Annotated in this window: 18 protein-coding genes and 2 pseudogenes; 13 read left to right on the top strand and 7 right to left on the bottom strand. The window is 51.8% G+C overall.

The window, feature by feature from the left end; genetic code table 11:
* From IGR76_16700 to IGR76_16690, 3 genes are all read left to right on the top strand, one after another.
* Window positions 1-308 (top strand): SDR family oxidoreductase (locus IGR76_16700; protein MBF2080103.1); only part of this gene is annotated, 308 nt, incomplete at its 5' end.
* 228 nt (window positions 309-536) lie between these two features.
* The gene (gene groL, locus IGR76_16695; protein MBF2080102.1) at window positions 537-2201 is read left to right on the top strand and encodes a chaperonin GroEL; all 1665 of its coding nucleotides are present in this window, start codon (window positions 537-539) and stop codon (window positions 2199-2201) included.
* Window positions 2202-2360: 159 nt separating this feature from the next.
* Window positions 2361-3581, top strand: a complete 1221-nt coding sequence (locus IGR76_16690; protein MBF2080101.1) for a 1-acyl-sn-glycerol-3-phosphate acyltransferase — start codon at window positions 2361-2363, stop codon at window positions 3579-3581.
* 1125 nt (window positions 3582-4706) lie between these two features.
* Here IGR76_16690 and IGR76_16685 read toward each other — a convergent pair.
* Window positions 4707-6947 (bottom strand): annotated as a pseudogene (locus tag IGR76_16685) (transglycosylase SLT domain-containing protein).
* A 316-nt stretch (window positions 6948-7263) separates the two neighbouring features.
* On the opposite strand from IGR76_16685, the gene IGR76_16680 reads away from it, so the two are divergent.
* Window positions 7264-8736 carry a leucyl aminopeptidase gene (locus IGR76_16680; protein MBF2080100.1) on the top strand — a complete coding sequence of 491 codons (1473 nt, stop codon included), beginning with the start codon at window positions 7264-7266 and terminating at the stop codon, window positions 8734-8736.
* A gap of 86 nt (window positions 8737-8822) precedes the next feature.
* Here the strand turns inward: IGR76_16680 and IGR76_16675 are convergent, their stop codons facing one another.
* The 3 genes from IGR76_16675 to IGR76_16665 all read right to left on the bottom strand — a co-directional run bounded on the left by IGR76_16675 (window position 8823) and on the right by IGR76_16665 (window position 14059).
* A complete protein-coding gene (locus IGR76_16675; protein MBF2080099.1) occupies window positions 8823-10331 on the bottom strand; it encodes a UbiD family decarboxylase in 1509 nt (502 codons plus the stop codon).
* Between the two features lie 89 nt (window positions 10332-10420).
* Window positions 10421-12661 carry a hypothetical protein gene (locus tag IGR76_16670; GenBank protein MBF2080098.1) on the bottom strand — a complete coding sequence of 747 codons (2241 nt, stop codon included), beginning with the start codon at window positions 12659-12661 and terminating at the stop codon, window positions 10421-10423.
* Between the two features lie 384 nt (window positions 12662-13045).
* Window positions 13046-14059: an EI24 domain-containing protein gene (locus tag IGR76_16665; protein ID MBF2080097.1), complete on the bottom strand. Its 1014-nt coding sequence runs from the start codon at window positions 14057-14059 to the stop codon at window positions 13046-13048.
* Window positions 14060-14327: 268 nt separating this feature from the next.
* On the opposite strand from IGR76_16665, the pseudogene IGR76_16660 reads away from it, so the two are divergent.
* The 5 genes and pseudogenes from IGR76_16660 (at window position 14328) to prfB (ending at window position 18303) form a co-directional block, all read left to right on the top strand.
* Window positions 14328-14906, top strand: a pseudogene (locus tag IGR76_16660) (LppP/LprE family lipoprotein).
* 22 nt (window positions 14907-14928) lie between these two features.
* Window positions 14929-15168 (top strand): hypothetical protein, encoded by a 240-nt coding sequence (locus tag IGR76_16655; GenBank protein ID MBF2080096.1) that lies wholly within the window; start codon window positions 14929-14931, stop codon window positions 15166-15168.
* A gap of 92 nt (window positions 15169-15260) precedes the next feature.
* Window positions 15261-16208, top strand: a complete 948-nt coding sequence (locus IGR76_16650; protein MBF2080095.1) for a glycosyltransferase — start codon at window positions 15261-15263, stop codon at window positions 16206-16208.
* Window positions 16209-16432: 224 nt separating this feature from the next.
* Complete coding sequence (locus tag IGR76_16645) at window positions 16433-17161, top strand: triose-phosphate isomerase (GenBank protein MBF2080094.1); 729 nt, start codon at window positions 16433-16435, stop codon at window positions 17159-17161.
* A gap of 19 nt (window positions 17162-17180) precedes the next feature.
* Window positions 17181-18303, top strand: a protein-coding gene (prfB, locus tag IGR76_16640) for a peptide chain release factor 2 (GenBank protein MBF2080093.1) whose coding sequence is annotated in 2 segments (ribosomal slippage) — window positions 17181-17252 and window positions 17254-18303 — 1122 coding nt in all. Because the reading frame shifts where the segments join, the coding sequence is not laid out codon by codon here.
* 115 nt (window positions 18304-18418) lie between these two features.
* On the opposite strand, the gene IGR76_16635 is transcribed toward prfB, so the two are convergent.
* Window positions 18419-18733, bottom strand: a complete 315-nt coding sequence (locus IGR76_16635) for an HU family DNA-binding protein (GenBank protein ID MBF2080092.1) — start codon at window positions 18731-18733, stop codon at window positions 18419-18421.
* Between the two features lie 446 nt (window positions 18734-19179).
* Here IGR76_16635 and IGR76_16630 point away from each other — a divergent pair, with 446 nt between their 5' ends.
* The 4 genes from IGR76_16630 (at window position 19180) to IGR76_16615 (ending at window position 22120) form a co-directional block, all read left to right on the top strand.
* Entirely contained in the window at window positions 19180-20196 is a 1017-nt protein-coding gene (locus IGR76_16630) for a multicopper oxidase domain-containing protein (protein MBF2080091.1), read from the top strand.
* Window positions 20197-20400: 204 nt separating this feature from the next.
* Entirely contained in the window at window positions 20401-20613 is a 213-nt protein-coding gene (locus IGR76_16625) for a hypothetical protein (GenBank protein ID MBF2080090.1), read from the top strand.
* The gene (locus IGR76_16620) at window positions 20610-21431 is read left to right on the top strand and encodes a hypothetical protein (GenBank protein ID MBF2080089.1); all 822 of its coding nucleotides are present in this window, start codon (window positions 20610-20612) and stop codon (window positions 21429-21431) included. The genes IGR76_16625 and IGR76_16620 overlap by 4 nt, the downstream gene beginning before the upstream one ends.
* A 26-nt stretch (window positions 21432-21457) precedes the next feature.
* Complete coding sequence (locus tag IGR76_16615; GenBank protein MBF2080088.1) at window positions 21458-22120, top strand: Fe2+-dependent dioxygenase; 663 nt, start codon at window positions 21458-21460, stop codon at window positions 22118-22120.
* Between the two features lie 18 nt (window positions 22121-22138).
* On the opposite strand, the gene IGR76_16610 is transcribed toward IGR76_16615, so the two are convergent.
* Entirely contained in the window at window positions 22139-23179 is a 1041-nt protein-coding gene (locus IGR76_16610) for an alpha/beta hydrolase (protein ID MBF2080087.1), read from the bottom strand.
* Between the two features lie 101 nt (window positions 23180-23280).
* The gene (locus tag IGR76_16605) at window positions 23281-24015 is read right to left on the bottom strand and encodes an aspartate/glutamate racemase family protein (GenBank protein ID MBF2080086.1); all 735 of its coding nucleotides are present in this window, start codon (window positions 24013-24015) and stop codon (window positions 23281-23283) included.
* Window positions 24016-24079 lie beyond the last annotated feature (64 nt).

Genomic DNA, 24079 nt, shown 5'->3' with positions numbered 1-24079 from the left:
GCATTATGGGCAACCCCGGCCAGGCCAACTATAGTGCGGCGAAGGCCGGAGTGATTGGGTTTACCCGCGCCGTGGCTAAAGAAGTCGCCAGTCGCGGGATTACGGTCAATGCGGTGGCTCCTGGATTCATCGCGACGGACATGACGGAAGATGTGAAAGCCGAAGACATTCTTAAATTCATTCCCCTAGCTCGGTACGGTCAACCCGACGAGGTAGCAGGGTTAATTCGGTTCCTAGCGGCCGATCCGGCGGCAGCTTACATCACCGGGCAAGTTTTCAATATCGATGGTGGCATGGTCATGGGGTAAACGTCGTATCTATAGGCTGTAAACCATCCGGTTTTCCCTAGATTCTACTTAAACAAGGGGAATTCACGCCCGTTGCCCTCTTTTCTAAGGAAATCACTGAGTGCCTAGAATTCTGATCTTTCACGTTTTAAGCATCCCCTTAAGTACGGGTTTCCCTCCACAACGAACTTAGCACTCGGTAACTGAGAGTGCTAAATTCTACAGTGGAGAGCTGTGAAAAACGGAAACATGGCGAAAATTGTTGTATTTGATGAGGCGTCCCGGCAGTCGTTAGAGCGGGGTGTGAATGCGCTCGCTGATGCTGTGCGGATTACGCTGGGACCCAAAGGACGGAACGTTGTCCTTGAGAAGAAATACGGTGCGCCTCAGATTGTGAACGACGGCATCACCATTGCGAAAGAAATTGAGTTAGAAGACCCTCTGGAAAACACCGGGGCACAGCTCATTCGTGAAGTGGCGTCCAAAACGAAGGACTTAGCCGGGGATGGCACCACCACCGCAACGGTTCTAGCTCAGGCCATGATCCGCGAAGGTCTGAAGAACGTTGCAGCGGGAACCAATCCGGTTAGCCTCCGCCGTGGCATTGAAAAGACGGTCGCTAAGCTTGTAGACGATATTGGTTCTATTGCTAAACCTGTGGAAGGACGGGCGATCGCCCAAGTTGCAACCGTATCTGCGGGGAGCGACGAAGAAGTTGGCACTATGATTGCTGACGCCATGGATAAAGTCGGTCGTGATGGTGTGATCACGGTTGAAGAATCCAAGTCCCTCGTGACCGAGATGGAACTGGTGGAAGGGATGCAGATCGATCGTGGTTACATTTCTCCCTACTTTGTGACCGATGCCGAGCGAATGATCTGTGATCTCGAAAATCCCTACATCCTGATCACCGATAAGAAAATTGGCAGTATCCAAGACATCGTCTCGGTTCTGGAGCGAGTCGTACGGGAAGGGCGTCCGCTGCTGATCATTGCTGAAGATATTGAAGGGGAAGCGCTGGCAACCCTAGTGGTTAACCGTTTGCGCGGGGTATTGAACGTTGCAGCGATTAAGGCTCCTGGTTTTGGTGAACGTCGCAAGGCCATGCTGCAAGACATCGCTGTTCTCACAGGTGGTCAAATGATTTCCGAGGAAATCGGCCTCAGCCTGGATATGGCTTCTCTGGAGATGCTAGGTACAGCACGCAAAGTCACGATCACCAAAGAAGACACCACCATTGTCACAGAAGCAGCAAATACGGCGGATCTGGAAAAGCGGATTGCCCAAATTCGGCGTGAGTTGGCGGAAACTGATTCTGACTACGACAAAGAAAAGCTGCAAGAGCGCTTAGCCAAACTGGCAGGTGGCGTTGCCGTGATTAAAGTTGGTGCGGCTACCGAGACGGAATTGAAAGATCGCAAACTGCGAATTGAAGATGCCCTCAATGCCACCAAGGCGGCTGTCGAAGAAGGGATCGTACCTGGTGGCGGGATTACGCTGATTCACTTGGCACGTCAGTTGGCGGATTTCAAGGCGTCGCTATCGGCGGAAGAGCAAGTCGGCGCTGATATCGTGATCAAGGCTCTGGATGCTCCCCTCCGTCAAATTGCGGATAATGCGGGAGTTGAGGGCTCGGTAATCGTAGAGAAGGCTCGCGATCTTGATTTCAACGTAGGCTACAACGCACTGACAGGCGAGTTTGAAGACCTCATTGCCGCAGGTATTATTGACCCGGCGAAGGTGGTGCGTTCGGCATTGCAGGATGCCGGTTCGATTGCGGGTATGGTTGTCACCACGGAAACGCTGATTGTCGAAAAGCCAGAACCCAAAGCAGCTGCTCCTGATATGGGCGGCATGGGTGGCATGGGCGGTATGGGCGGTATGGGCGGTATGCCCGGCATGGGGATGATGTAAGCGATTTGACTCTGGGCGATCGCATAGTTGCCCGATTAAACTGTAGACCACCTAAGGGTTTGTTAAAAGGATGTGTGGGTTCAGCCTGCCCATCCTTTTTATTAGAAAGTCAATCTATGCTTTAAAGCGATCGCTTCTTTCCGTGGCTGCATCTACCCCATGGCTGAGTTTTATCCCCCCCTATTGAACCCGTCGATTGTGCAAATGTGTCAGCGCATTGCTGAACCCCTTGGGTATTGGCAATATCGCATGACGCTAGATATAGAACCTGAGGATCTGGAAATTCTCAAAGCATTGCAACACGAACGAGTGTTGCTCCTTCCGAACCATCCCACCTTTCACGATTGGATTGCGATTTTTATCCTTTCTGCTCGATTACAACAATCGTTTTATTACCTCGCGGCCTACGAACGCTTCAAAGGGCTAGAAGGGCGACTCATTCAGTGGCTTGGAGCCTATTCCGTCAGACGGGGATTGGGCGATCGTGCCAGCGTCCAACAAACGATTGATTTACTCATGCAACCGGGTTGCCATTTAGTCATGTTTCCGGAAGGTGGATGTTCGTTTCAAAACGATACGGTCATGCCATTTCGAACTGGAGCCGTGCAAATTGCCCTCCAGACTTTGAACCGACTGTACAAACAAGAGTCATCGCTTCCGAATCTGTACGTCGTACCCGTGACCATTAAATATCAGTACACTAGCCCAATGGATTTGGTGATTCATCGTGCGCTAACCCGCCTAGAGCGATCGCTCAACCTTGCAACAGCGGTATCTAGCGATCCCAGTACCTTCTACCCCCGCCTACGGAGGATCGGTCAGTACCTACTCATGGAGGTTGAACAAACCTATGGGTTATCAACCTCAAGTCTTGAATCTCAGACCACAAACGAGCGCATGATGGCCGTTAAAATTCACATTTTGCAGTCCTGTGAACAAACTCTAGGCATAGGCGCTCCTGCTCACCTGCCCATTCGCGAACGTGTATATCGCCTTCAACATCATTTAGAGTCCCGTGCGGAAAGCCTCACGGCTGAGGAGTTCTGGACATACGAGGCCATCCACCAAGCAGCGGCACGACTGCTCAATTTCGATGCTATTTATGACGGGTACGTGGCGGCTCATCCGACGCCAGAACGCTATCTAGATACGATTGTACGGATAGAGCGGGAGGTGTTTGGAATTGGTGAACCTGTGCCAAAAGGTCATCGAAAGGTGATGATTCGTCTGGGAGCACCGCTAAACCTGCGCGATTATTTTCACAACTATCAAGCTGCAAAGATACTAACCATCAATCATTTAACCCATTGTCTGCACCAAAACGTTCAGAGGAACTTAGATCGCCTAAATCAAACATTAATGACATCTCGTGTGTTTTAAATATTCTGAAATTTCGATGAATTGGCGTTACTAATTCAACGTATAAATTACCATTTGGCAGCGCAAAAATGATCTAAACGGGCATACTCTGATGGCAGTGAATACAGTATCAGTAAATCTTTCCTGATCCTATATGCCGGAGCAAAATATCCGAACAACAAAGACAAGTATGTCTTCTTTGCATAAAATCTTCAGCTCCTGAGATTAGATTCTTTTTATTCAAACATGTTGGTCGGATCAAAGTTTGTATTGGATTCTGGAAGATCCATTTAAAAGCTTTTGGTTGGAATCATCGAAAACTGCACTAAAAATGAGGCAGCAATTTTTTATTTTTGTTGACTCTAATGAAAGTGCATATAACAGGTGAAATTAAGATAGGTGCCTGTTTGCTAACTGACCGAATCAGGCAGATAGGCTACTTCTCTTAAGCAATCGGGATCTACGTAATGACAGGTAGTGTCATCTTGGCAAATTAAGGCCCAACCAGCTTCGTCAATACTAATTAGTTTGTACGTTGTATCGCGAACAAAGCTACCTTTGTGATTTCGTGTACCCAATTCAACTTCAATATTGTAAATATTTGTTGTAGACATAATACGACTCCTAAACAAAGGCGTGGGATGCTAAATGTAAATTAGATGTAGATCAGTAACAGAAATAAATAAGTCATATTTATTGATTTCTTACTAATTTAATAGTATCTTTAAAATCCTAAATATTTTGTTCAGTTATCCAAAGCGTGAAACGATTTGATGTTTGACTCTGCTGATGACAATAGGCAAGAATGCGGCAGGATTTTACCCTGTTGCCCAGCGTAAGCATTGGGATTGGTATGTTGGTTCTGGCATGTGGTATTTGAAAATAGGAATCGGGCACCTCAAAAAAACTCGGCTCTCCTGAGCACAAAAACGAGATTCCAGAGGGTCTGACTTTTAAAAATTTGCAATAAAACTACTAATCAAGACGCCCTCAATCTCGACCGTCTGTCCTGAAAGGAATCATGCGTGATTTCTATAGCCATCCTATTTGGATTGTGAACCGTGCGTCCCGTTGGGGTGCACGGTTCACACCTCTTCTTTTTCATAAATCATGTAGGAACGCTATAGATGGACAGGGGGCAAGGCTTTATGGAACACTTGATTCTAGGGCGATCGCCCCTTGGGAACGATGGTACTGAGCCAGTTGCTTAGAGACTTGAGGATTGTAAAGGCGTAAGTAATTCCAGTAGTTTTCAAACACGGCTTTCACGTATCCTTGAGTTTCAGGATAGGGAATTTGCTCCACAAATTGATCGAGATCCGAACCCCCAAATTCCGCGATCCATTCGGCTACTGCCCCTGGCCCTGCGTTATAGCTGGCGATCGCAAACATGGAATTATCGCCATATTCACGATGGGTGTAATCCAAATACCAGGTACCTAGCTTGATATTGTCTTCGGGTTTCTCAAGATTGTAGGATCCCACATCCGTCTGATCGGCAATCCAGTCTGCCGTATCCGGCATCACCTGCATCAGCCCAACGGCCCCGACAGCGGACTGAATTCGAGGTTCAAATCGCGACTCCTGACGAATCAGCGCACTCACCAACATTGGATTGAGACGACGCTGAGCGCTCCAGTCCTGAATTGGAGCCGCAAATAAAAAGGGATACATGGCTTTCCAATACGCTTCTGACGTTTTCAGGGCGTTGTACTGCGCTTTCTCCTCTGGCTGATCTCGCCAAGCGAGGCTTTCTAGCATAAACAAGCCTTCGAGATTGTCGCCGACGCCCAACCGCAGCACCCCATCCGTGTACTGTTCACCAACGGGGGGCTGCATCCGGTTCTTAAACTCGCCTTGCCAGCGTGCCCATGCCTCTCGCCACTGACCCAGGTGATGCAGTTCTTGGGTGACATCAGATCCCGCCGATAGCGGCAGGTACAGCCCGTTAAACTGCGCCTCGGGAGCCTTTTGGCGGACGGTATTGAAATCACCCACATCCCACCCCAGCATCGTTGCCGATCGCCACGCGTAATAGGAGGTGGGATAACGAGACAGCACGTATTCAAACGCCTGCTTCGATTCCTGGGAGTAGCCAATCTGCTGGGCCCATTTTCCCACCCAAAAAGCGGCCTGGGGGGCATGATCACTGTCCGGATTTTCGTCCACAAGCTGCTTCGCCCACGCCCACGCCCCTTTGATATCGCCCTTTTCAACCCGACGTTCAACCTGCTCCCAGCGGAGATTTGCGGCTGCATCGGAGTGGCTGTATTGAGTCAGGACAGACTCGCGGGCTTTTATAGCGGATTGAGGACTTTGCATCTCATCCAGGCGATCCGCCCGTGCCATCAGCGCATCGGCAGCGCGATCAGGAAAACGCTCGATCACTTGATCAAGATAGGAAAGCGCGGCTTTACCGTTGTCTGAGAGGTTGGCAAGATGGATCAGCCCTTGCGCCGTATTGCGATCGTCTGGGAAGGTCTCGTTGAGTTTGGTTTATCCCCGAATCGCGTCATGTTTGCGATCGCCCAAGTGGGCACCCCGGGCAGCTCGGTAAAGGTTGAGCGGGGTTTCCGGAGCTTTTGCGTAGGCTTTTCCGGCTGCGTTGTATTCCTGCTTTTCCCAATAGGCAAAGGCGATCGCTTCCCAGTCTTCAGGCTGAAGCTGGTCAGCATACTCATCGGTCAGGCGATTCAGAACTGACACAATATCGGGTAAATACAGACCGTAACGTGCCAGTAATAGCAGCAAGTCCGGCTGATCTGGATTTTTCTGGAGACGAATTTGCGCCATTTCGACCGTGCGCGGATAGGCGGGAAACGTGGCGATCGCCTGATCCCAATAGTCCGACGTTGGATCGCCCTTCGCTAGGGAAAACATCGCTTCAACCGAAACGGGCTGGTCGTCATAGCGATCAAGCAACTGCGTCCAGGTTTTCTCAGCATTGGCAGTATCCTTCAATGCTTCGTATGCCCTAGCCCGAAGATATAGAACGTAGGGAGCTAGGAGCGTGTAGTCTTTTTCCAGGCCATCTAACCAGGTTAGGGCTTCGGTCGGGTTGCCTTGCTGGATCAGATCTCCGGCTAGCAAATACCGTGCCCGACTGCGATCGCGTGAGGCGTGGCGATAGGACGCGATCGTCCGTAGGGCTTCAGCCCGTTGCTCCGGCGACTGATAAATCAACGGCATCAGCGGCGAGTTTTGAAAGGAATCGGTGTCGAGGGTTTTAAGTTCCTGGGTTGGATCAGACGGATCGATAACGGAAAGCGTTGACCGCAACTGAGGAAACTTAAATGAGGCTACTACCACCCCCGTCACAATCACAGCGCATCCTGCACCGATTCCGGCGATGATCTCTAACGGACTGCGTTTGCGTCGCTTGAGCATGAGCTTACGCTAGGTAACAAACAATAGGGCATTTGATGAAAAACGATAGGCTTTCGTTCCATGGAGAAATCAGACTTCCAGGAGGCGATCGCCCACGATGGGGATGCAACCTTGTGTTCTCAATAGATTGCCATCAAACGCGAACAATTTCATGTTTTTTGTGCCAGTCGCTAGCGATTTTAACAAATCTCTGCATGGATTACCTAAGCCAGGAACCGCCAGAATTCATCCTTATCCATTGGCAATCGGGAATCGGTGTTCCATTCCGCAACGCATACGCAATACTGGGAAGTAGTGATGTTTTGCAGAAGAGAGCATGGACGTTCAAGGGATTAACGTATCGATACTGGATTGGTCAGGAGATTGCCTTGCCATTGGGCTTTTTGAAGAGCAAACGGAGCTTTCGGGAGATCTCGCCGCCCTCGATCAGGCCTTATTCGGCACCCTCTCAGAACTGATGGCCGAAGTCGAATTTAAGGGCAAAGCAGGAAGCAGTGCCGTGACCCGTGTGGGGAGTAATTCCGCCGTTCGGAAAGTGGCGGTGATTGGTCTTGGTAAACCGGACAGTTTTACCCTAGATAGCCTCCGTCAGAGTGGGGCGATCGCGGCTCGGCTGGCGGACAAGGAAACGTGTAAAACTCTGGGTCTAAGCCTCCCCCTTTGGAATCAAGATCCGGCGGCAACCGCTGGCGCGATCACGGAAGGGATTGAACTAGCTCTACATCGGGATACGCGCTTCAAGTCCGATGCGGAGCATTCCGAACCTAAACTCCAGCAGGTCAATTTATTTGGCTTGGCCGGACAGGACGCCGCCATCACCCGTGCTAAGCAAGTATGCCTGGGCGTGATTCTTGCTCGTGAGCTGGTCTCCGCTCCTGCCAACGTGGTTACACCGCTGACGATGGCCGAAACGGCAGAGGCGATCGCCCACTCCTACGGTCTAGATCTAGAAATTCTAGAGCAGGACGACTGTGAAAAAGTTGGCATGGGCGCATTTCTGGGCGTTGCCAAAGCCTCCGATCTGCCGCCTAAATTTATTCACCTCACCTACCGACCTGCCGGGACACCTCGGCGCAGAGTGGCGATCGTCGGTAAGGGACTTACCTTTGACTCCGGCGGCCTCAACATCAAAGGTGCAGGCAGCGGCATTGAAATGATGAAAACCGACATGGGCGGCGCGGCGGCCACCTTCGGTGCCGCAAAGGCGATCGCTCAGATTAAGCCCGATGTGGAAGTTCACTTCATTAGTGCCGTCACCGAAAATATGATTAGCGGTAAAGCGCTGCATCCGGGCGACATTCTCACGGCATCCAACGGCAAAACCATCGAAGTCAACAACACCGATGCTGAGGGACGCCTCACCCTTGCCGATGCGCTGGTATATGCCGAAAAGTTGGAAGTGGATGCGATTGTAGACCTCGCGACCCTCACGGGTGCCTGTGTGGTTGCCCTAGGCGATGACATTGCTGGACTCTGGAGCACCAGTCCTGACCTTGCTGCCGCTCTGAAGACTGCATCGGAAAAAGCGGGCGAAAAGCTATGGGAAATGCCGATGGAAGAGAAATACTTCGACGGCATGAAATCGGTGGTTGCAGACATGAAGAACACCGGGCCTCGACCCGGTGGCGCGATTTCGGCGGCGCTGTTCCTCAAGCAGTTTGTCAACGACGTTCCCTGGGCCCACCTCGACATCGCAGGCCCTGTCTGGGCGGATAAGGAGAGTGGCTACACCAATGCTGGTGGCACAGGGTTTGCCGTGCGCACGCTGGTGAACTGGGTCTTATCCTAACCCCTAGGACAGGCGGGTTTCGCAGATAGTCCCCAGTCAGCATCGAGGATGAATCGCCAAACCCGCCCCTAACCATCTGGGATTAATCACCGGATGTCATATCCAAAGAGATTGGCATCTACCTCATCCAGTTTCAAATCCGCCAAACCGTACTCTGCCCACCGTTGCGTCACCTGTGCGGCCATGGCGGGATCGGATTCCAAGGGTTCACCCCAGGGATGATCGGTTTCTGGCGGAACTTTAGTCGTCGCATCAATGCCCATCCGTCCACCGAGACCCATCTTTTCACTGGCAAAATCGAGGGTGTCAAACGGTGTTTCCGGCAGGATAAAGACATCCCGCACCGGATCGACTTTGGATGTGATCGCCCACACCACCTGACGCGGATCGCGGATATTGATCTCTTTATCCACCACGATTACAAACTTGGTGTAGGTAAACTGCGGCAACGCACTCCAAAAGGCAAGAGCGGCGCGGCGTGCCTGTCCGGGGTAGGCTTTATCAATTGAGATGATGGCGGCTTTGTAGCTTAACGCCTCCATCGGCAAAAAGAAGTCTACGATCTCCGAAACTTGCTGTCGCAGGATGGGCGTGTAGATACGGTTTAGGGCGATCGCCATCATCGCCTCTTCCTTCGGTGGGCGACCGCTAAAGGTGGTGAGATAGATCGGATCTTTGCGGTGAGTGATGCACTGGAATCGAACTAGGGGCGAATCTTCCACGCCACCGTAATAGCCCATGTGATCGCCAAAGGGGCCATCGGGCAGCATTTCGCCCGGGGTGATCGTTCCTTCTAACACAAACTCGGAATCGGCAGGGACTTCTAAATCCACCGTTTTACACTTTGCCAGATGAACTCCCGAACCACCATAGAGTCCTGCAAACAGCCATTCAGAGAGATCCACCGGGATCGGGGTTGCTGCCGCCATGATGATTAGGGGATCTACCCCAAGGGCGATCGCCACTTCCAGTTTTTGCCCTCGCTCTGCGGCTTTGCGAAGATGGCGTGCTCCACCCCGCACCGAAAGCCAATGTACCGTCATTGTGGTTTTGGACTGCAACTGCAACCGATAGACCCCGACATTGGGAATGCCCGTTTCGCAGTCTTTGGTAATCACCAACCCCAGGGTGATAATTTTGCCTGCATCCCCCGGATAGGGGCGGATCATGGGAATTTTGGTGAGATCCAGATCGTCGCCTTGAATCACCACCTGCTGGCATGGGGGAAAGAATTCGCGCATGGGTTTGGCTTTGACCACGTCAAACAGCACCTTGCCGAATTCCACAGCCTGAGAGATTTTTTTGGGGGGCTTGGGCTGTTGCAGCATCCCCAGTTTTTTGCCCAGTTCCTCCAGTTCTTCCGGAGCTTCCATATTCATCGCCCAGCAGATCCGCTCCACTGTACCCATCACGTTCACCGCGATGGGATGAGGCGATCCGCTGACGTTTTCAAATAGCAGCGCTGGCCCCCCGCATTGCAGCATTCGATTGGAAATTTCTGCCACTTCCAAATCGGGATCCACCAACGCTTTGATGCGTCGGAGTTGTCCCCGTTGCTCTAGCAACGCCAAGAATGCCCGCAAATCTCTCGCCATAGTAACGGAATGTAAAGCTTCTCTTCCATTATGCGGGAGATGGGGAATGGGGCGATCGCTCCTGATGAAATTGCGGCTGCTCAGATTGGTTAGAACGCCTTGGGGGAAGCCGATGCACGGCTTTGCACATTCTCCACTGACGTTGTTCCCTGTTCAACGGTCGTGGGTTGGGGATCGGTCTCAACGGCTGCAGGTTCCGGTGAAGGGAACGGTGCGGGAGCCGTAAGTTCCGTTGGCGATGGGAATGCTGGGGGTTCGGCAGGTTGCTCAGCAGATGGAGAGTCGCGAGTCGGATCGGGTTGACGGGCTGCCCCAGGGGCGGGCGAGGGCGATCGCATCTCGGTTGGTTGCTCAATGCTTCGTTCGGGAACAACCTGCTGCTCTGGAGCCGAGGGGCGGGGTTGATAAAAGTCGCGGAACGGAGCCGATTGGGAAGAAGGCTGAACGGGTAACTCATCAACCAGTCGATCCAGTTTCGCCGACGGTTTCACGCTGAACTGATCCGGTGTCGATGCGGGCGTGGGTTCAGATTGAGGCTGGGAATCCGGACGCTGCTGGGCTTCGAGGGGCTGACGAGGAGCCTGTGCCGCTGCCTGAATCTCAGCCTGCCAACTGGCAATCGCTCCTTGCGCCTCCCTGTACAGTGCCCGACCTGAGCGAATCTTGCCTGCTTGGGCGATCGCCCCTGACAAATCGCCTTGGCGAGCTAGGGTGTAGGCTTGGTTGAGAATAGGACGATCCTCAATGCTTTGAATCTCCTGATTCCAACTGAAAATTAAGCCTTGGGCTTCTGGCCGTAGCTGGTGACCCAGATGTACCTTGCTGGCTTCAGCGATCGCCGCCTTCAAACCTGAAACGGTTCCTTGCTGGGCTAATCGCTGTGCCTGGACGAGATGGGGTTCATCCTCCATCCGCTCTACTTCCCGATTCCAGTGGGCAATCAAAGTTTGCGACTGGAGGCGTCGTGGTCGTCCGGCTTCCACCTGCTGGGCTTGGGCGATCGCGTACGTCAGCATCGGTTTTTGTCCCAGGTCAGCGGCCACCTGAGCGGCCTGGAGTTTGGTCAAGTCTTGAAGCTGGAGTTCCCAACTTTGGAGGCTTTCTTGGGCTTGGGCATAGTATTTGCTGGTGGGCTGAATTTGACGCGCTAACGCCATCGCCTCCATCAAGTTCCACAGGTGTTTGGGGGTTGCCGTCCAGTTGGAACCACTACTAAAGGCATGTTTACGCGCCTGCGCCAGTTTGGCTAAGTCGGTTCCTGTTCCTTTCAAATTCGGATTCGAGGCAACTAGGTTGCCAATGGCGATCGCGTCATCCAGTTGTCCAGCCTGCCATTTTTGCAACCCAACGACCAGTAGCGCCTCGCTCCATTGATTCATGTCGGCTTGCGCTTCCCACCAGGTATGGGTTGAGCGATCAATCTTGCTCACGGTACTGACAGCCGTTCTCAGAGCCTCTGGGCTACCTGCCTTCGCCTGGGCCCGCGCCCGCGTTAGGTTGGCTTGAGCCTGCTTTTCAGCTTGCATTTGCTGCGTGAGGGCTGCCGTCTGATCCAAGCGCCAATAGCTATCTTTAGACTTTTCCAAGGCAAGGATGTATTGGGACGCACTCTCCCAGTTTTTATCCCGAATCGCCATCCGAGCCTTGTCGTAGAGATACTTGCCGCTATCCCAAATCGCTTGCCACTCGCTAAGCGTCGCCTGTGCCTCTTCATACGTTGGACTGCTGGGCGGAATCTGTTGGGCTAGCTCGATCGCGCCTTCAATATCGCGGTCATACATTTTGGTGCGGGCGATCGCCAGCACCGCATCCGACCATTCCCCCAACCAGTCCTGGGCTTCGTAGTAAAGGGGATGCTCAGGTGTCCACTCATCCAGCATCTCAATACCGTCGAGCAGTTCTGGCAAATCTCCCGACGCCGCTGATTGCTGGGCACAGTAGAGGCGTTCCCGATCGGGCGAGAAGGTGGAAATGTTGTTGCAATCGGACGCGGGGGGAATACTCATCAGCCATAGGAATGCCCCCACCGCTAAGCTACTCACCGCAGCACACAATCCCAATGCAAAGAGCAACCACTGAGGCGAGGGCGATCGCGTCGGTACGAAATCATCGCCTGGCAGGTCGGTTTCGGGCGGCGTCAAGGTTTGAGGGTCTAAATCGCGTTCCTTTAAGACAAATGGGGCCTCTCCCTCTGACGCGACGGTTGCAGCATCTTGGGAACCATGAGCGACCGTAGATGAGGTTGATGGATCTGTCATTTCAGGGGAGGCAGGTAGATCTATATCCGTTGTCTCTCCCGTCTTGGATTTGGGCTGCGGTTTCATCACCATAGTGTCTATCTCACTCCTCTCCCTCAATGAACGGGTGGATATTCCAGCGAATATCTTCCCAGACTGGCTTGCTTAACGTGGGTCTATCCAATCAACCATCACCAGGCTGAAACCTAGTGCTGCTATTTCGCTTAGAACCGCAGGGCATGGAGGTATGCGGGTAACAAAACTCTGTGCCCCGTCATGCAGTCCATCCCTTCATGCTTCTAACCTCTTCGGGTCTGCACGCCTTTAATCCGTACAATTTCCGACGCCATCCCCAGCAAAAGAACATCCATCAGGGAACTGAGAAAGTTCTGATTCACTAGGACTAGCGCCACCCTGTTTCTAGAATATCGTCAATATTGGGGAGTAAACCGTGTTTTACACGATATTTTCATTTCTTTAAGGGGTATCCTCCCAGAAGGGTAAGACGCGATCGCACACAAAGAGGGTTCCCGCCGTTACGCCCACGGGGATCGCGAGCAAATTAATGAAAGGAATGCTCACCAAACCCAGACATACCAAGGCAAATGAAGCACTGGCAGGTAAGCTGTTTGCCACCACCTTAAGCTTGTCGCGGAAGCGTAGGCGGCGACGCTCTAACGGGCCATCCAAAAAGTCTAGACAAACGATCGTGGCAGCGATCGCTGTTCCGCCGATCAAGGCCACCATGGTTCCGAACCCAGGGATAAAACCAACCAGCAATAGAGGAATCCCAAGCGATAGGCTGATCCCCAGCTTTTTCAATTCGTAGGCGATCGCCCGCCATACATCGCCAACCACGCCGACATCGACAACGACCAGTTTTCCAGTCCGCAGTTTTTCCAATTCCTCGGAAAGCTTGCCATACCAGGGGGAACCCAACAGCACCCCGAATTGAAGAAAGATAAACCCGGTCACCACGAACAAAATTAGGATCAGGATTAATCGCAACAGCCATAGCAACACCCGTGCTCCCCATTCTGGCAATTCGGCGACCCATCCCGGCACCGTAGGTCGCCACGCAAAAATAGAGGCTACCCAATGCGGCAGGTTTATAGTCCAGTGCGGCCATGGCAGCGATGGTAGCGAGAGCTTCGGGAGATGGGGGAGCCAAGTCGGCCAAGAGAGTTGCCAGTCTGGTAAATGCACAGCCCAGTGTGGAGTGTGGACTGTCCAGTTGGGAATGTCGTTGATAATGGCGTCAATGACCTGTAAACCACCGTATACCAGCGTGGTGTATAGCGTAATGAAGAGCAGAATATTGAGAAGAATCGGATAAACCACATACGGACGCAGTTGTGGATAGCGATGGAGGGTGGCGATCGCCCGAATTGGATAGGTTCCCCCGGCAAGTAACGCCCCGATTCCCCGTCCGGGACGCTGACGCGGTTGCAACGGAGCGGCGGAAGGCTGGGGTTCAATCGGTTCAGTCATTGAGATATCCACACTACAGATCTGTTTCGGTTATATAGCATTCCTACGTAATTGATGAAAAAAATGCGTTGTGAAACATGCGTCCCGACGGAGCAACCGTTTCACCCTCCAAATAGGATTGCTATCGCAGGCTTAAATACGCTGGCGATAGCTCCCCACCAGAGGAACCGTAATTTTCCTATTTATTCAGGATTGTTGAGGGAACGGGGGGACGAGAACTAAACCCGATAGGCTGAAAATCATAAATTTGATCGAATGGAACAAAGCCATAAGCACAAGTGCCGCTATTTTGGCATCAGGATCCTTTCTTTGGGCCGCGGCGGCGATCGCCCAACCCACAGAATCCAGCGGAACCTGGCTCGATGAAGAAACGAACTAGAATCAAGTCGGCGCGCCCATTCCCCAGGCTCCGTATCAAGAATACGATAACCTCGCCAGTTGCGAACATACGTTCCGTCCAGCAGCACTACCCGAAGATGAACTGGTAGAAGCGGCAGGCTGGACGTTAACGGGTGCGGCTTATGTCTACGGCGCGACGACCGTGGTTACAGGTATGGCCAATGCTGATGGTATGTGTCGCCCGTTGGTTTACCAAGTTTTTGTCTTTACGGACGGGGTATTTTCGGGCACCTTGTCCCCAATCCCCATGAATTCCCGTACCGATGGCAGCTTGATTGATCTCAACCTGTATGCGGAAGGAAAGATTAATACGTCGTTCAATCGCTACACACCAGAGGATGCCCTGTGCTGTGCTTCGCAGCAAAGTCGCCTCTTCTATGAAGTAGATAGCTCTATGAATCCGCCCGTGGTCGTCCCTCAGCTTCCAGCCAATACCTACACGCCATAGGCCGAGGTTACCCTTTTCGATCATGTCCCTGCTGACCAAAACGCTCTTTACCTTCGTTGGGCAAACGTCCGATAGTACCGCCGATGTGAACACCGACTCCCTCGTTGACCTGGAAGGCGAGAAAATTGTCTATCTCGGTTTAGTGCTTTTAATCGCGATTATGGTGATTGGCATTGGAGCACTCAACCGCCAACTCCAGAATGCCATCTTGTTTGCGCTGTTCCTCAGTGCATTTCTGATTGCCATCATCCCGGTGGTTTAGCGATCGCCAATACCGACCATTATCGTGTTGCCATACACCGCACATTCTCTGAAACTGCTAGTCTAGATACGGTTTAGTTCAGGGAACGGCCTGTGTTTTTTAGCGTTGTTATTCCCACCTATAATCGTCTTCCCATTTTGGAAAAGTGTCTCCGCGCCCTGGAAGATCAGCAGTGGCCGGAGTCAGCGGGTATCGATGGCTATGAGGTGATCGTCGTCGATGATGGATCGAACGATCGCACCCTTGATTGGCTCGCGGAGCATCAAGCGGAACTCCCGCACGTCCGTTGGTTCTGTCAGGAGCATTTAGGGCCTGCCGCTGCCCGTAATCTGGGGGTCGAGAAAGCGACAGGCAACACCATTATTTTTATTGACAGCGATCTAGTGGTGACTCCCGTATTTCTCAAGTCCCACGCTGAAAAACTGCGCGAGGGTCAAACTCAACTGGGGAGCGATCGCCTCTTCACCTACGGAGCCGTCATCAATACCTGCAATTTCGATAACCCCACCTCTGAACCTTACAAAATCACCGATTTTTCAGCGGCCTACTTTGCCACCGGGAATGTGGCGATCGCCCGCAAATGGCTGATAGAAGCGGGGTTATTCGACACCGGATTTCAGCTCTACGGGTGGGAAGACCTAGAACTGGGCGTGCGGTTGAAAAAACTCGGCCTAACGCTGATCAAATGTCCAGACGCGGTGGGCTACCACTGGCACCCTCCCTTTGCCCTTGACCAAATTCCCCAACTCATCGAAAAAGAGATTCAACGGGGTCGGATGGGCGTTCTGTTTTATGAAAAGCACCCCACCTGGGATGTGCGTCTTATGATCCAAATGACTTGGCTCCACCGTGCCCTATGGGGACTCCTCTCCCTCGGCGGACGCCTCAACGAACGCACGATGGCTCCGTTCCTCCAGTGGCTCATCGACCAAGGTAAGCCCCAACTGGCGCTAGAAGTGGCTCGCATTTTCCTCAACTGGTACAACGTTCAAGGCGTCTATGATGCTTACCATACCTGGAAGGTACAGCAATCGGTTTAAAGGGATTTGCTGAATTGATTATCAATTAGCAGCGTTTAGGGGCAGGTTTCGCTGTGAGTTCTGGATAGTTGCTAGGTTCTGTCTACCAAACCCGCCCGTACTCATAAAAATAATCAGTGGTTCCGCCCTGGGGTTTGAGGGGCAAGCGGCGATCGCTTTTAGATTGATCCATTACGCCGTACACTATAGGATGCATTGTTTGTTAACGTCACCTTAATCGTCCCGTGCGAAAGAAAGTTATTGCTGGCAACTGGAAAATGCACAAGACCCAGGCAGAAACAACCGAGTTTCTGATGGGATTTCTCCCTAGGCTAGAGGAAACTCCGAGCGATCGCCTCACTATTCTTTGCGTTCCCTTCACCGCATTGGGCGCACTGTCGAAGAATCTGCATGGTAGCTATGTGCAGGTTGGCGCGCAAAATATCCACTGGGAAGACGAAGGCGCATACACCGGAGAAGTGTCTGGAGCCATGCTAGAAGAGTTTGGCGTACGCTACGTTGTCGTGGGACACAGTGAGCGGCGGCAGTACTTTGGTGAAACCGATGAAACGGTTAACCTGCGACTGAAGGCGGCTCAAAAGCACGGCATTACGCCGATCCTGTGCGTCGGTGAGACGAAACAGCAGCGGGACGCAGGTGAAACGGAAGCGATTATCTTCGACCAATTGGCGAAGGATTTAGTCGGGGTTAACCAAAGCAATCTGGTGATTGCCTACGAACCCATTTGGGCAATTGGCACGGGCGACACCTGTGAATCCGAAGAAGCCAATCGCGTGATTGGCCTGATTCGTAGCAAGCTCACCAACGCCGATGTACCCATTCAATACGGTGGGTCGGTCAAGCCCGAAAATATCGACGAAATTATGGCTCAGCCCGAAATCGACGGGGCACTGGTCGGAGGTGCTAGCCTAGATCCTGAGGGCTTTGCCCGTATTGTGAACTTCCAGAGCTAAGCCTGCTCTCCTAATTTCTATGGACATTACAGACATTAAGCGCGATATCGATAGTTTGTCGGAACGCCTGGGGCAAACCCAGGACTATCTTTGACGTTCCAGCCCTAGAAGCCAAAATTCAGGACTTAGAGCAGCAAGCCGCCCAGCCCGAACTTTGGGATAATCAGGCTGCCGCTCAACGTACCCTGCAAGAGCTGAACGATCTCAAGTCCAGCCTGCAACAGGTGACCTCCTGGCAATCGGCCTTGGCGGATACGAAAGCGGTTCTAGAACTGCTGGAACTGGAAACCGACGAATCGCTGATGGCGGAAGCCGAAGAGAACATCAAAACCCTGTATCGCGAGCTGGATCAGTGGGAATTACAGCAACTGCTCTCTGGCCCCTATGATCAGAGTGGAGCGGTTCTGACGATTAATGCGGGGGCAGGCGGCACCGATGCTCAGGACTGGGCGGAGATGCTACTCCGCATGTACACCCGCTGGGCCGAGGATCACGGCTACAAGGTTCACCTGGACGAAATTTCGGAAGGGGACGAAGCGGGGCTGAAGTCGGCAACGATTGAAGTGGAAGGGCGTTATGCCTACGGGTATCTGAAAGTCGAAAAGGGAACTCACCGTCTCGTACGGATTTCTCCGTTTAACGCCAACGGCAAGCGGCAAACCAGCTTTGCAGGGGTAGAGGTAATGCCGATTCTGGATGAGTCGGTGGAGTTGGACATTCCCGAAAAAGACCTAGAGATTACGACCTCGCGAGCTGGGGGTAAGGGCGGACAGAACGTGAACAAGGTGGAAACGGCTGTCCGCGTGGTTCACTTACCGACCGGAATTGCCGTACGCTGCACCCAGGAGCGATCGCAGCTCCAGAATAAGGAAAAGGCCCTAGCTTTGCTGAAAGCCAAACTTCTGGTCATTGCCCAAGAGCAGCGAGCCAAAGAGATCGCGGATATTCGTGGAGATATGGTGGAAGCGGCCTGGGGTAACCAGATTCGCAATTATGTATTCCACCCCTATCAAATGGTGAAGGATTTACGCACCAGTGTCGAAACCACCGATATTCAAGACGTGATGAACGGAAATTTAGATCCGTTCATCCAAGCCTGCCTGCGTCAGGAAAATCAGATGGCGCTCGAAACGACGGTATAGGTTGGGCTTCTTGTCTGACAGCGAAATGAAACAGGCTCTAGACTAAAAATACGCAAACAGGTTGCACTAGAGCCAGTCTAAACCTGTAAAGGAAGCAGCATTATAACGCTTAGCTCTACTTCTTCTTGCCTTTACCCTTGGTAGCCTTGGGTGCAGGCGGCGCAACCATTTCCTTAAACTGCTTTCCAGCAGAAAAAGCCGGAACAGTCGTTGCGGGAATGGCGATCGCCTCACCCGTCTTGGGATTGCGGCCTTCGCGAGCTTGGCGATTGCGAGCTTCGAAGGTGCCAAATCCCACGAGGGTAACTTTGTTTCCTGAAGAAACCGTATCCATGATGGTGTCAACCATTGCCCCAACAATAGCATCAGCTTCCTTTTTGGTCACAGATACCTTTTGAGCAATAGCGTCAACAAGTTCGCCTCTATTCATGACGAAGACACTCCAATTGATTGAATTGATTGAATTAACAGGATTCTCGAGATCGCTACAGATTGTAATTCAGCTTTCAGAGAATGAACCATTAACTTTTACATCGACGTGAATCGGATTAAGCGTTTGGGCGGAATGACCTTCGAATTCTTTAACGGGTTCCATTCGGTGTCTCAGGGTGGGGTCGTTGATGTCTATCCCTGTGGATTTCTAAATTGAAATAAATTTCAACTGCTGGGCGGAAATATGTGGCAAGCTTCTATAGAATTAATCTCAATTAGAATGGGCTATAATATGAAGCGTCGCTGTTATCGGTGACGCTTATTTTCCTTCTGGTTATTCGCAATGTCATCTATTTGGGGTCAACGATATTGAGATGAGTGGTCGATGGTAGACGGCTGGGCACTGCCACGGTGGGATTTTAACTGCGTCAAATCGGTGTTTCTATGGAATTTTTCACGCAACCTGCTGGCTTCAATGCGGGAGTCTCTCGACGAGATGTGATTCGAGGGTTGGGTGGTCTCGGAGCGGTGGCGATCGCCGCTGCTGTCGGATTACCGGCCTGCGGGCGATCGCAGGTGCGTATTCCACCTGTTACCGATGATGCAGAGCCGTTCCTTGATGCAAATGGTACTCCGTGGACTCCACTCACGATTTTGCGGGAATTTAACAGTGGCGAACTGAAAAAAGAGAATGGACGGACGGTTCGGGAGTTTCGCCTAACGGCCAATAGTACCCCAATCCAGCTCAATACGGCGATTTCCTACATGAGCTGGAACTTAAACGGGCGAGTGCCTGCGCCTACTTTGCGGGCGACAGAGGGCGATCGCGTCCGCATCATTTTTGAGAATGCGGATGGACATTCCCACAGTCTCCATTTTCATGGATCTCATCCGGCAGAGATGGACGGGGTAGACGCCATTCGCCACAGTAAAACGATGGTCTACGAATTCGATGCAACTCCCGCTGGCGTTCATCCCTACCACTGCCACGTTGCCCCCGTCACACGCCACATTAGTAAAGGCTTATATGGCGTATTTATCATCGATCCCCCCAAGCCCCGTCCCCCAGCCGATGAGATGGTAATGGTGATGGGTGGATATGACATCAACGATGATCAAACCAATGAGCTGTATGCCTTTAACGGCATTCCGAACTATTACCGCGACCACCCCATTCCGATCTATCAGCATCAGCTTGTGCGCCTCTATCTGCTGAATATGATCGAGTTTGATCCCGCAGTGACGTTCCATCTCCATGCCAATCTTTTTCAGGTCTATCAAACGGGGCGATCGCTCCAACCGGACTTTGATACGGACGTAATCACTATGGGCACAGCGGAACGACATATTCTAGAGTTTGCTTATCCTTATTCCGGTCAATATATGTTTCATCCGCATCAAGACTACATCGCGGAACAGGGCTGTATGGGACTGTTTGAGGTCGTTCCCCTTAAGGCGTAGAGGTATTGAAAACGCTTCTAAATAAAAAGTGATTTTTTATTGACATTCAATTGCATTAGCCATATTCTATAGAGACGATCCAGCCAAGCCATGCTAGATGAGTTCGGTATCATACCATTGAACCACTCGAAACCGGCATCGGACAACGGTTGAGTCAACGTGGTGTAAACATTCGTGTACGGTATGGATCTCCATGAAAAATCTTTGAAATCAGTTGAGTTGTTTTTAGCGTTGGGATCAACGGCCACCCTTGCCGCTTGTGGTGGCCCGGCTGATACGACGGAGGATGCGTCCGTTGGTGACGATGTCCCGGGTGATGTTGCTCCCGCAGGAGAGGAGATGGAGGACGAAGAAGAGTCCGAAGAATCTGAAGAATCTGACGAAAGTGAAGAAGGTGGCGAAGGAGGAGAAGGATGAAGAAACCGTTGAAATCTGCTGAATTATTTCTAACGTTGGGGTTAACAGCGGCGTTGGGAGCATGCGGTTCGCCAACGCCAACTACAAATGAGAGTCCGGCGGCTGATGTTGCTCCTGCTGAGTCTCCGATGGAAACCCATAGTGAAGGGGGTGAAGGCGGTGAGGGTGGCGAGAGTGGGGCAAGTTCTGGCGACGCTGACGTCGATTACATGACGGCATTGGGTCTCATGAAGGGACATTTAATCGTAGCCGCCGAGTTAATGGATCTGGAACGGTATGACGAAGCCCAACCCCATATTGCTCATCCGGTTGATGAACTCTACGCTGATATTGAAGGGCAGCTCGATGAACGAGGGGTGACAGAGTTCAAAACGTCACTGAATGAATTGAATGACTTAGCTAAGTCTGCACCGAGCGATCCGAAAATGGAGGAAGCATTTGAAACCTCGATCGCCTCAATTGACAGTGCCATTGAGGCCATTCCACCCGAACAACGACAGTCTCCTGAATTTGTTCTGACGGTTATCAACGGGTTACTGGCAGTTGCTGCCGAGGAGTATGAAGCCGCGATCGCAGATGACAAATTTGTAGAACTGGTCGAGTATCAAGACTCGCGCGGGTTTGTGATCTATGCAGAGACGCTGTACACCAACATCGCTAGCCAAATGCAGCAAGAGCGTCCAGACGATCACGCCGCGATTATGAATGCAATGACAGAGCTCAAAACGGTATGGCCTGCGGTCGAGCCACCTGCAACTCCGGTGAAAACTCCTGAAGAGGTGTATGGCTTGGTCTCTCAGGTAGAACTCCACAGTTAAGTTCGGTCTCACAAGTTCGGTCTGACATGATTGTCTCTATTCCCAACGTTTTGACCACCGATGAATTGACCGAGATTCAGCAAACGTTGGATCAGGCTGAGTTTGTGGATGGAAAACTTACGGCGGGTTGGCATGCCAAGCGGGTGAAACAAAACCAACAGCTCAAAGCCGGATCGCCGTCTACTCTTCTTTATCAATGTGTGCATCAGGCGATCGCCCGTAATCCGCTATTTCAGGCCGCAGTGCGCCCACGAAATGTCCACTCTGTGCTGTTTAGCCGCTATGGTGTGGGGATGTCCTATGGGCGTCACGTAGACAATGCCCTGATGGGTACAGAGAAATGGCGATCGGATGTCTCGTTTACCCTATTCTTGAACGCTCCCTCTGATTACCAAGGTGGAGAACTCGTTATTGAGGGAGCAGATGATGAACGGATCTATAAGCTAGATGCCGGATCAATGATTATCTATCCCTCAACGACATTGCATCGAGTAGACCCGGTGACAGATGGTGTCCGGCTGGTGGTGGTGGGATGGGTGCAGAGCCTGGTTCGGGATGCGGGCGATCGGGAACTGCTGTTTGATTTAGAGACGGTGCGGCGATCGCTCTTTGCCAAAAACGGTAAAACTGATGAGTTTGACTTGCTCTCTAAAAGCATTGCGAATCTTCTCCGCAAATGGGCGGAATAGAGCGTCATGTCTACATGTCTACGTCAGCCGATAGCGATTGTTGTTTGGCACATAATGGCGTCCTGGGATTTCGTCTGGTAGTCGATCTAGCAGCACCTGTTGAATATCTAGAATGACGCGCTCTACGGCGAGGTGATAACTGTGTTGTTCATTTGGCCCCGATCGAGTCGGAATGACTTGGGTGCAGTCAATAGGATAGACATTTCGGGGAATTTGCAACGGCTGAAGCGGCCCATCGGTGCCGAGTCGTGCTGGATTTCCCTTCAGGCGATCGCTCGCCCACAGCGCAAGATCGTTGCGGTTGAAATAGACGCTAACGTAGCGAGTCAGACGCGGCAGTAGATGAAGCTTGTAGTCATGATCGAACGTGTCGTCATCCTCGTCCGATGCAATTAACAGAATTTGATCAAAGATTCGCGGAATCCGATTATCTACAAACGACCGAAGCTGTTGCACGGCATACCGAAGTACGTAGGTTCCCATGCTGTGGGTCATCAAGTGGAGTCGTTGTTCGCACTGTTCCTCAGCCCGCAGCGTATTGATAAAGTCTGCCACTTTCAAAAATCCACGGGCAAAGGCAGCTCCCGATGCGGCGGCATCAAGGCGATCGTTTTTATAGGCGATCGCATCTCGGGCAGAGGGATCGGTCAGGATGAGTGAACCATCAGACGGCCAAGAGAACAGACACATATTGAGTTTGAGGGGTTCGCCAAGGAGAGGATTGGGGCGCGTTAAGTTTGCATGAATCTGAGCTGCCATCTGCAAAGCTTCACGAAACGAGGTGTTGAAGCCATGAATTAGCATTAATGTATCTTCGGCATTTTGCTTCATTTCCTGCTGCACCTGCCTGAAAATTTCTTGGCTTCCCAAAACTGGTGGATCGGCAAACAGATCCTCTGGGGCTACGGTGATGGCAATATCTTGAAAGCGATCGCCCGTCACCTCAGCCCGTCCAAATCGTAAGTTGGCGAGACCGTCATAACTAAAGTTCGATCCAAAAACCGCTGGATCACCTTCAGGCAGCATCTCTCGGTTGGTTGCAAAAAATATGGTGGTCATCGTGCATCACCTATCCCTATGATCACGCAGGCTACACCAACTCCCGTTAACAATGCGGCATTTAATACGGTTCTTAATAGAACAGAGGAGCGATCGCCCGTCTATTTCGGGGAAAACGACTCCATTATTCCCACATAGGGTTTAGAGAGGGGAAATGCCAAATCTCCCGCTTTACTGGTCCTGAGCTTTAGAGAGACTAATGCTTCAACAAACTTGACTGCGGCACCCACCCCATCAATGACCGGAACCCCAAGTTCTTCCTGGAGTTCAGACGCAAGATCGGCCATTCCCGTACAGCCCAGCACGATCGCATCGGACTGATCCTCCGTCAACGCGCAACGACATTCATCAATGATGGTCTTTCTTGCCTTAGATAGAGGATCTTCCAAATCGAGTACAGCAAGATCCGTTGCCCGAACCTTGCGGCATTTATGAGTCATTCCGTACTGCATTACAAGATGTTCTGCAATCGATCGCGTTCGGCTTAGGGTTGTAACGATCGAAAATCCGGTACATAGAAAACTAGCGGCGTGCATGGCTGCTTCGGCAACCCCAATCACGGGGCCTCTCGCAATCTCCCGCGCTGCAAGTAGTCCCGGATCGCCAAAGCAGGCAATCACATAGCCATCAAAATCCTCTTGCTCTCCTTTTCGCACCTCATCTATCACCCCCAGAACACTGACCGCCTCATCATAATGTCCCTCAATCGACACAGGCCCCATCGTAGGACTACGGGCAACAATCTCAGTTGTTGGCGCTGCGACGGCTTTGGCCACCTGCCCGATCTTTTGAGTCATGCTGGCCGTCGTGTTGGGATTGATTACTTTGATTTTCATGAGGCGTTGTTGCATGAAAGAGGGGTTGCGGGCGGGAGAGGCATGGTAAATTTCAGTTATCACA

Origin of the sequence: Synechococcales cyanobacterium T60_A2020_003 (assembly GCA_015272205.1) — a bacterium.
Lineage (GTDB): Bacteria > Cyanobacteriota > Cyanobacteriia > RECH01 > RECH01 > JACYMB01.
The sequence above is the reverse complement of the archived record's forward strand: the minus strand, read 5'-3'. Positions and strand labels throughout refer to the sequence as shown.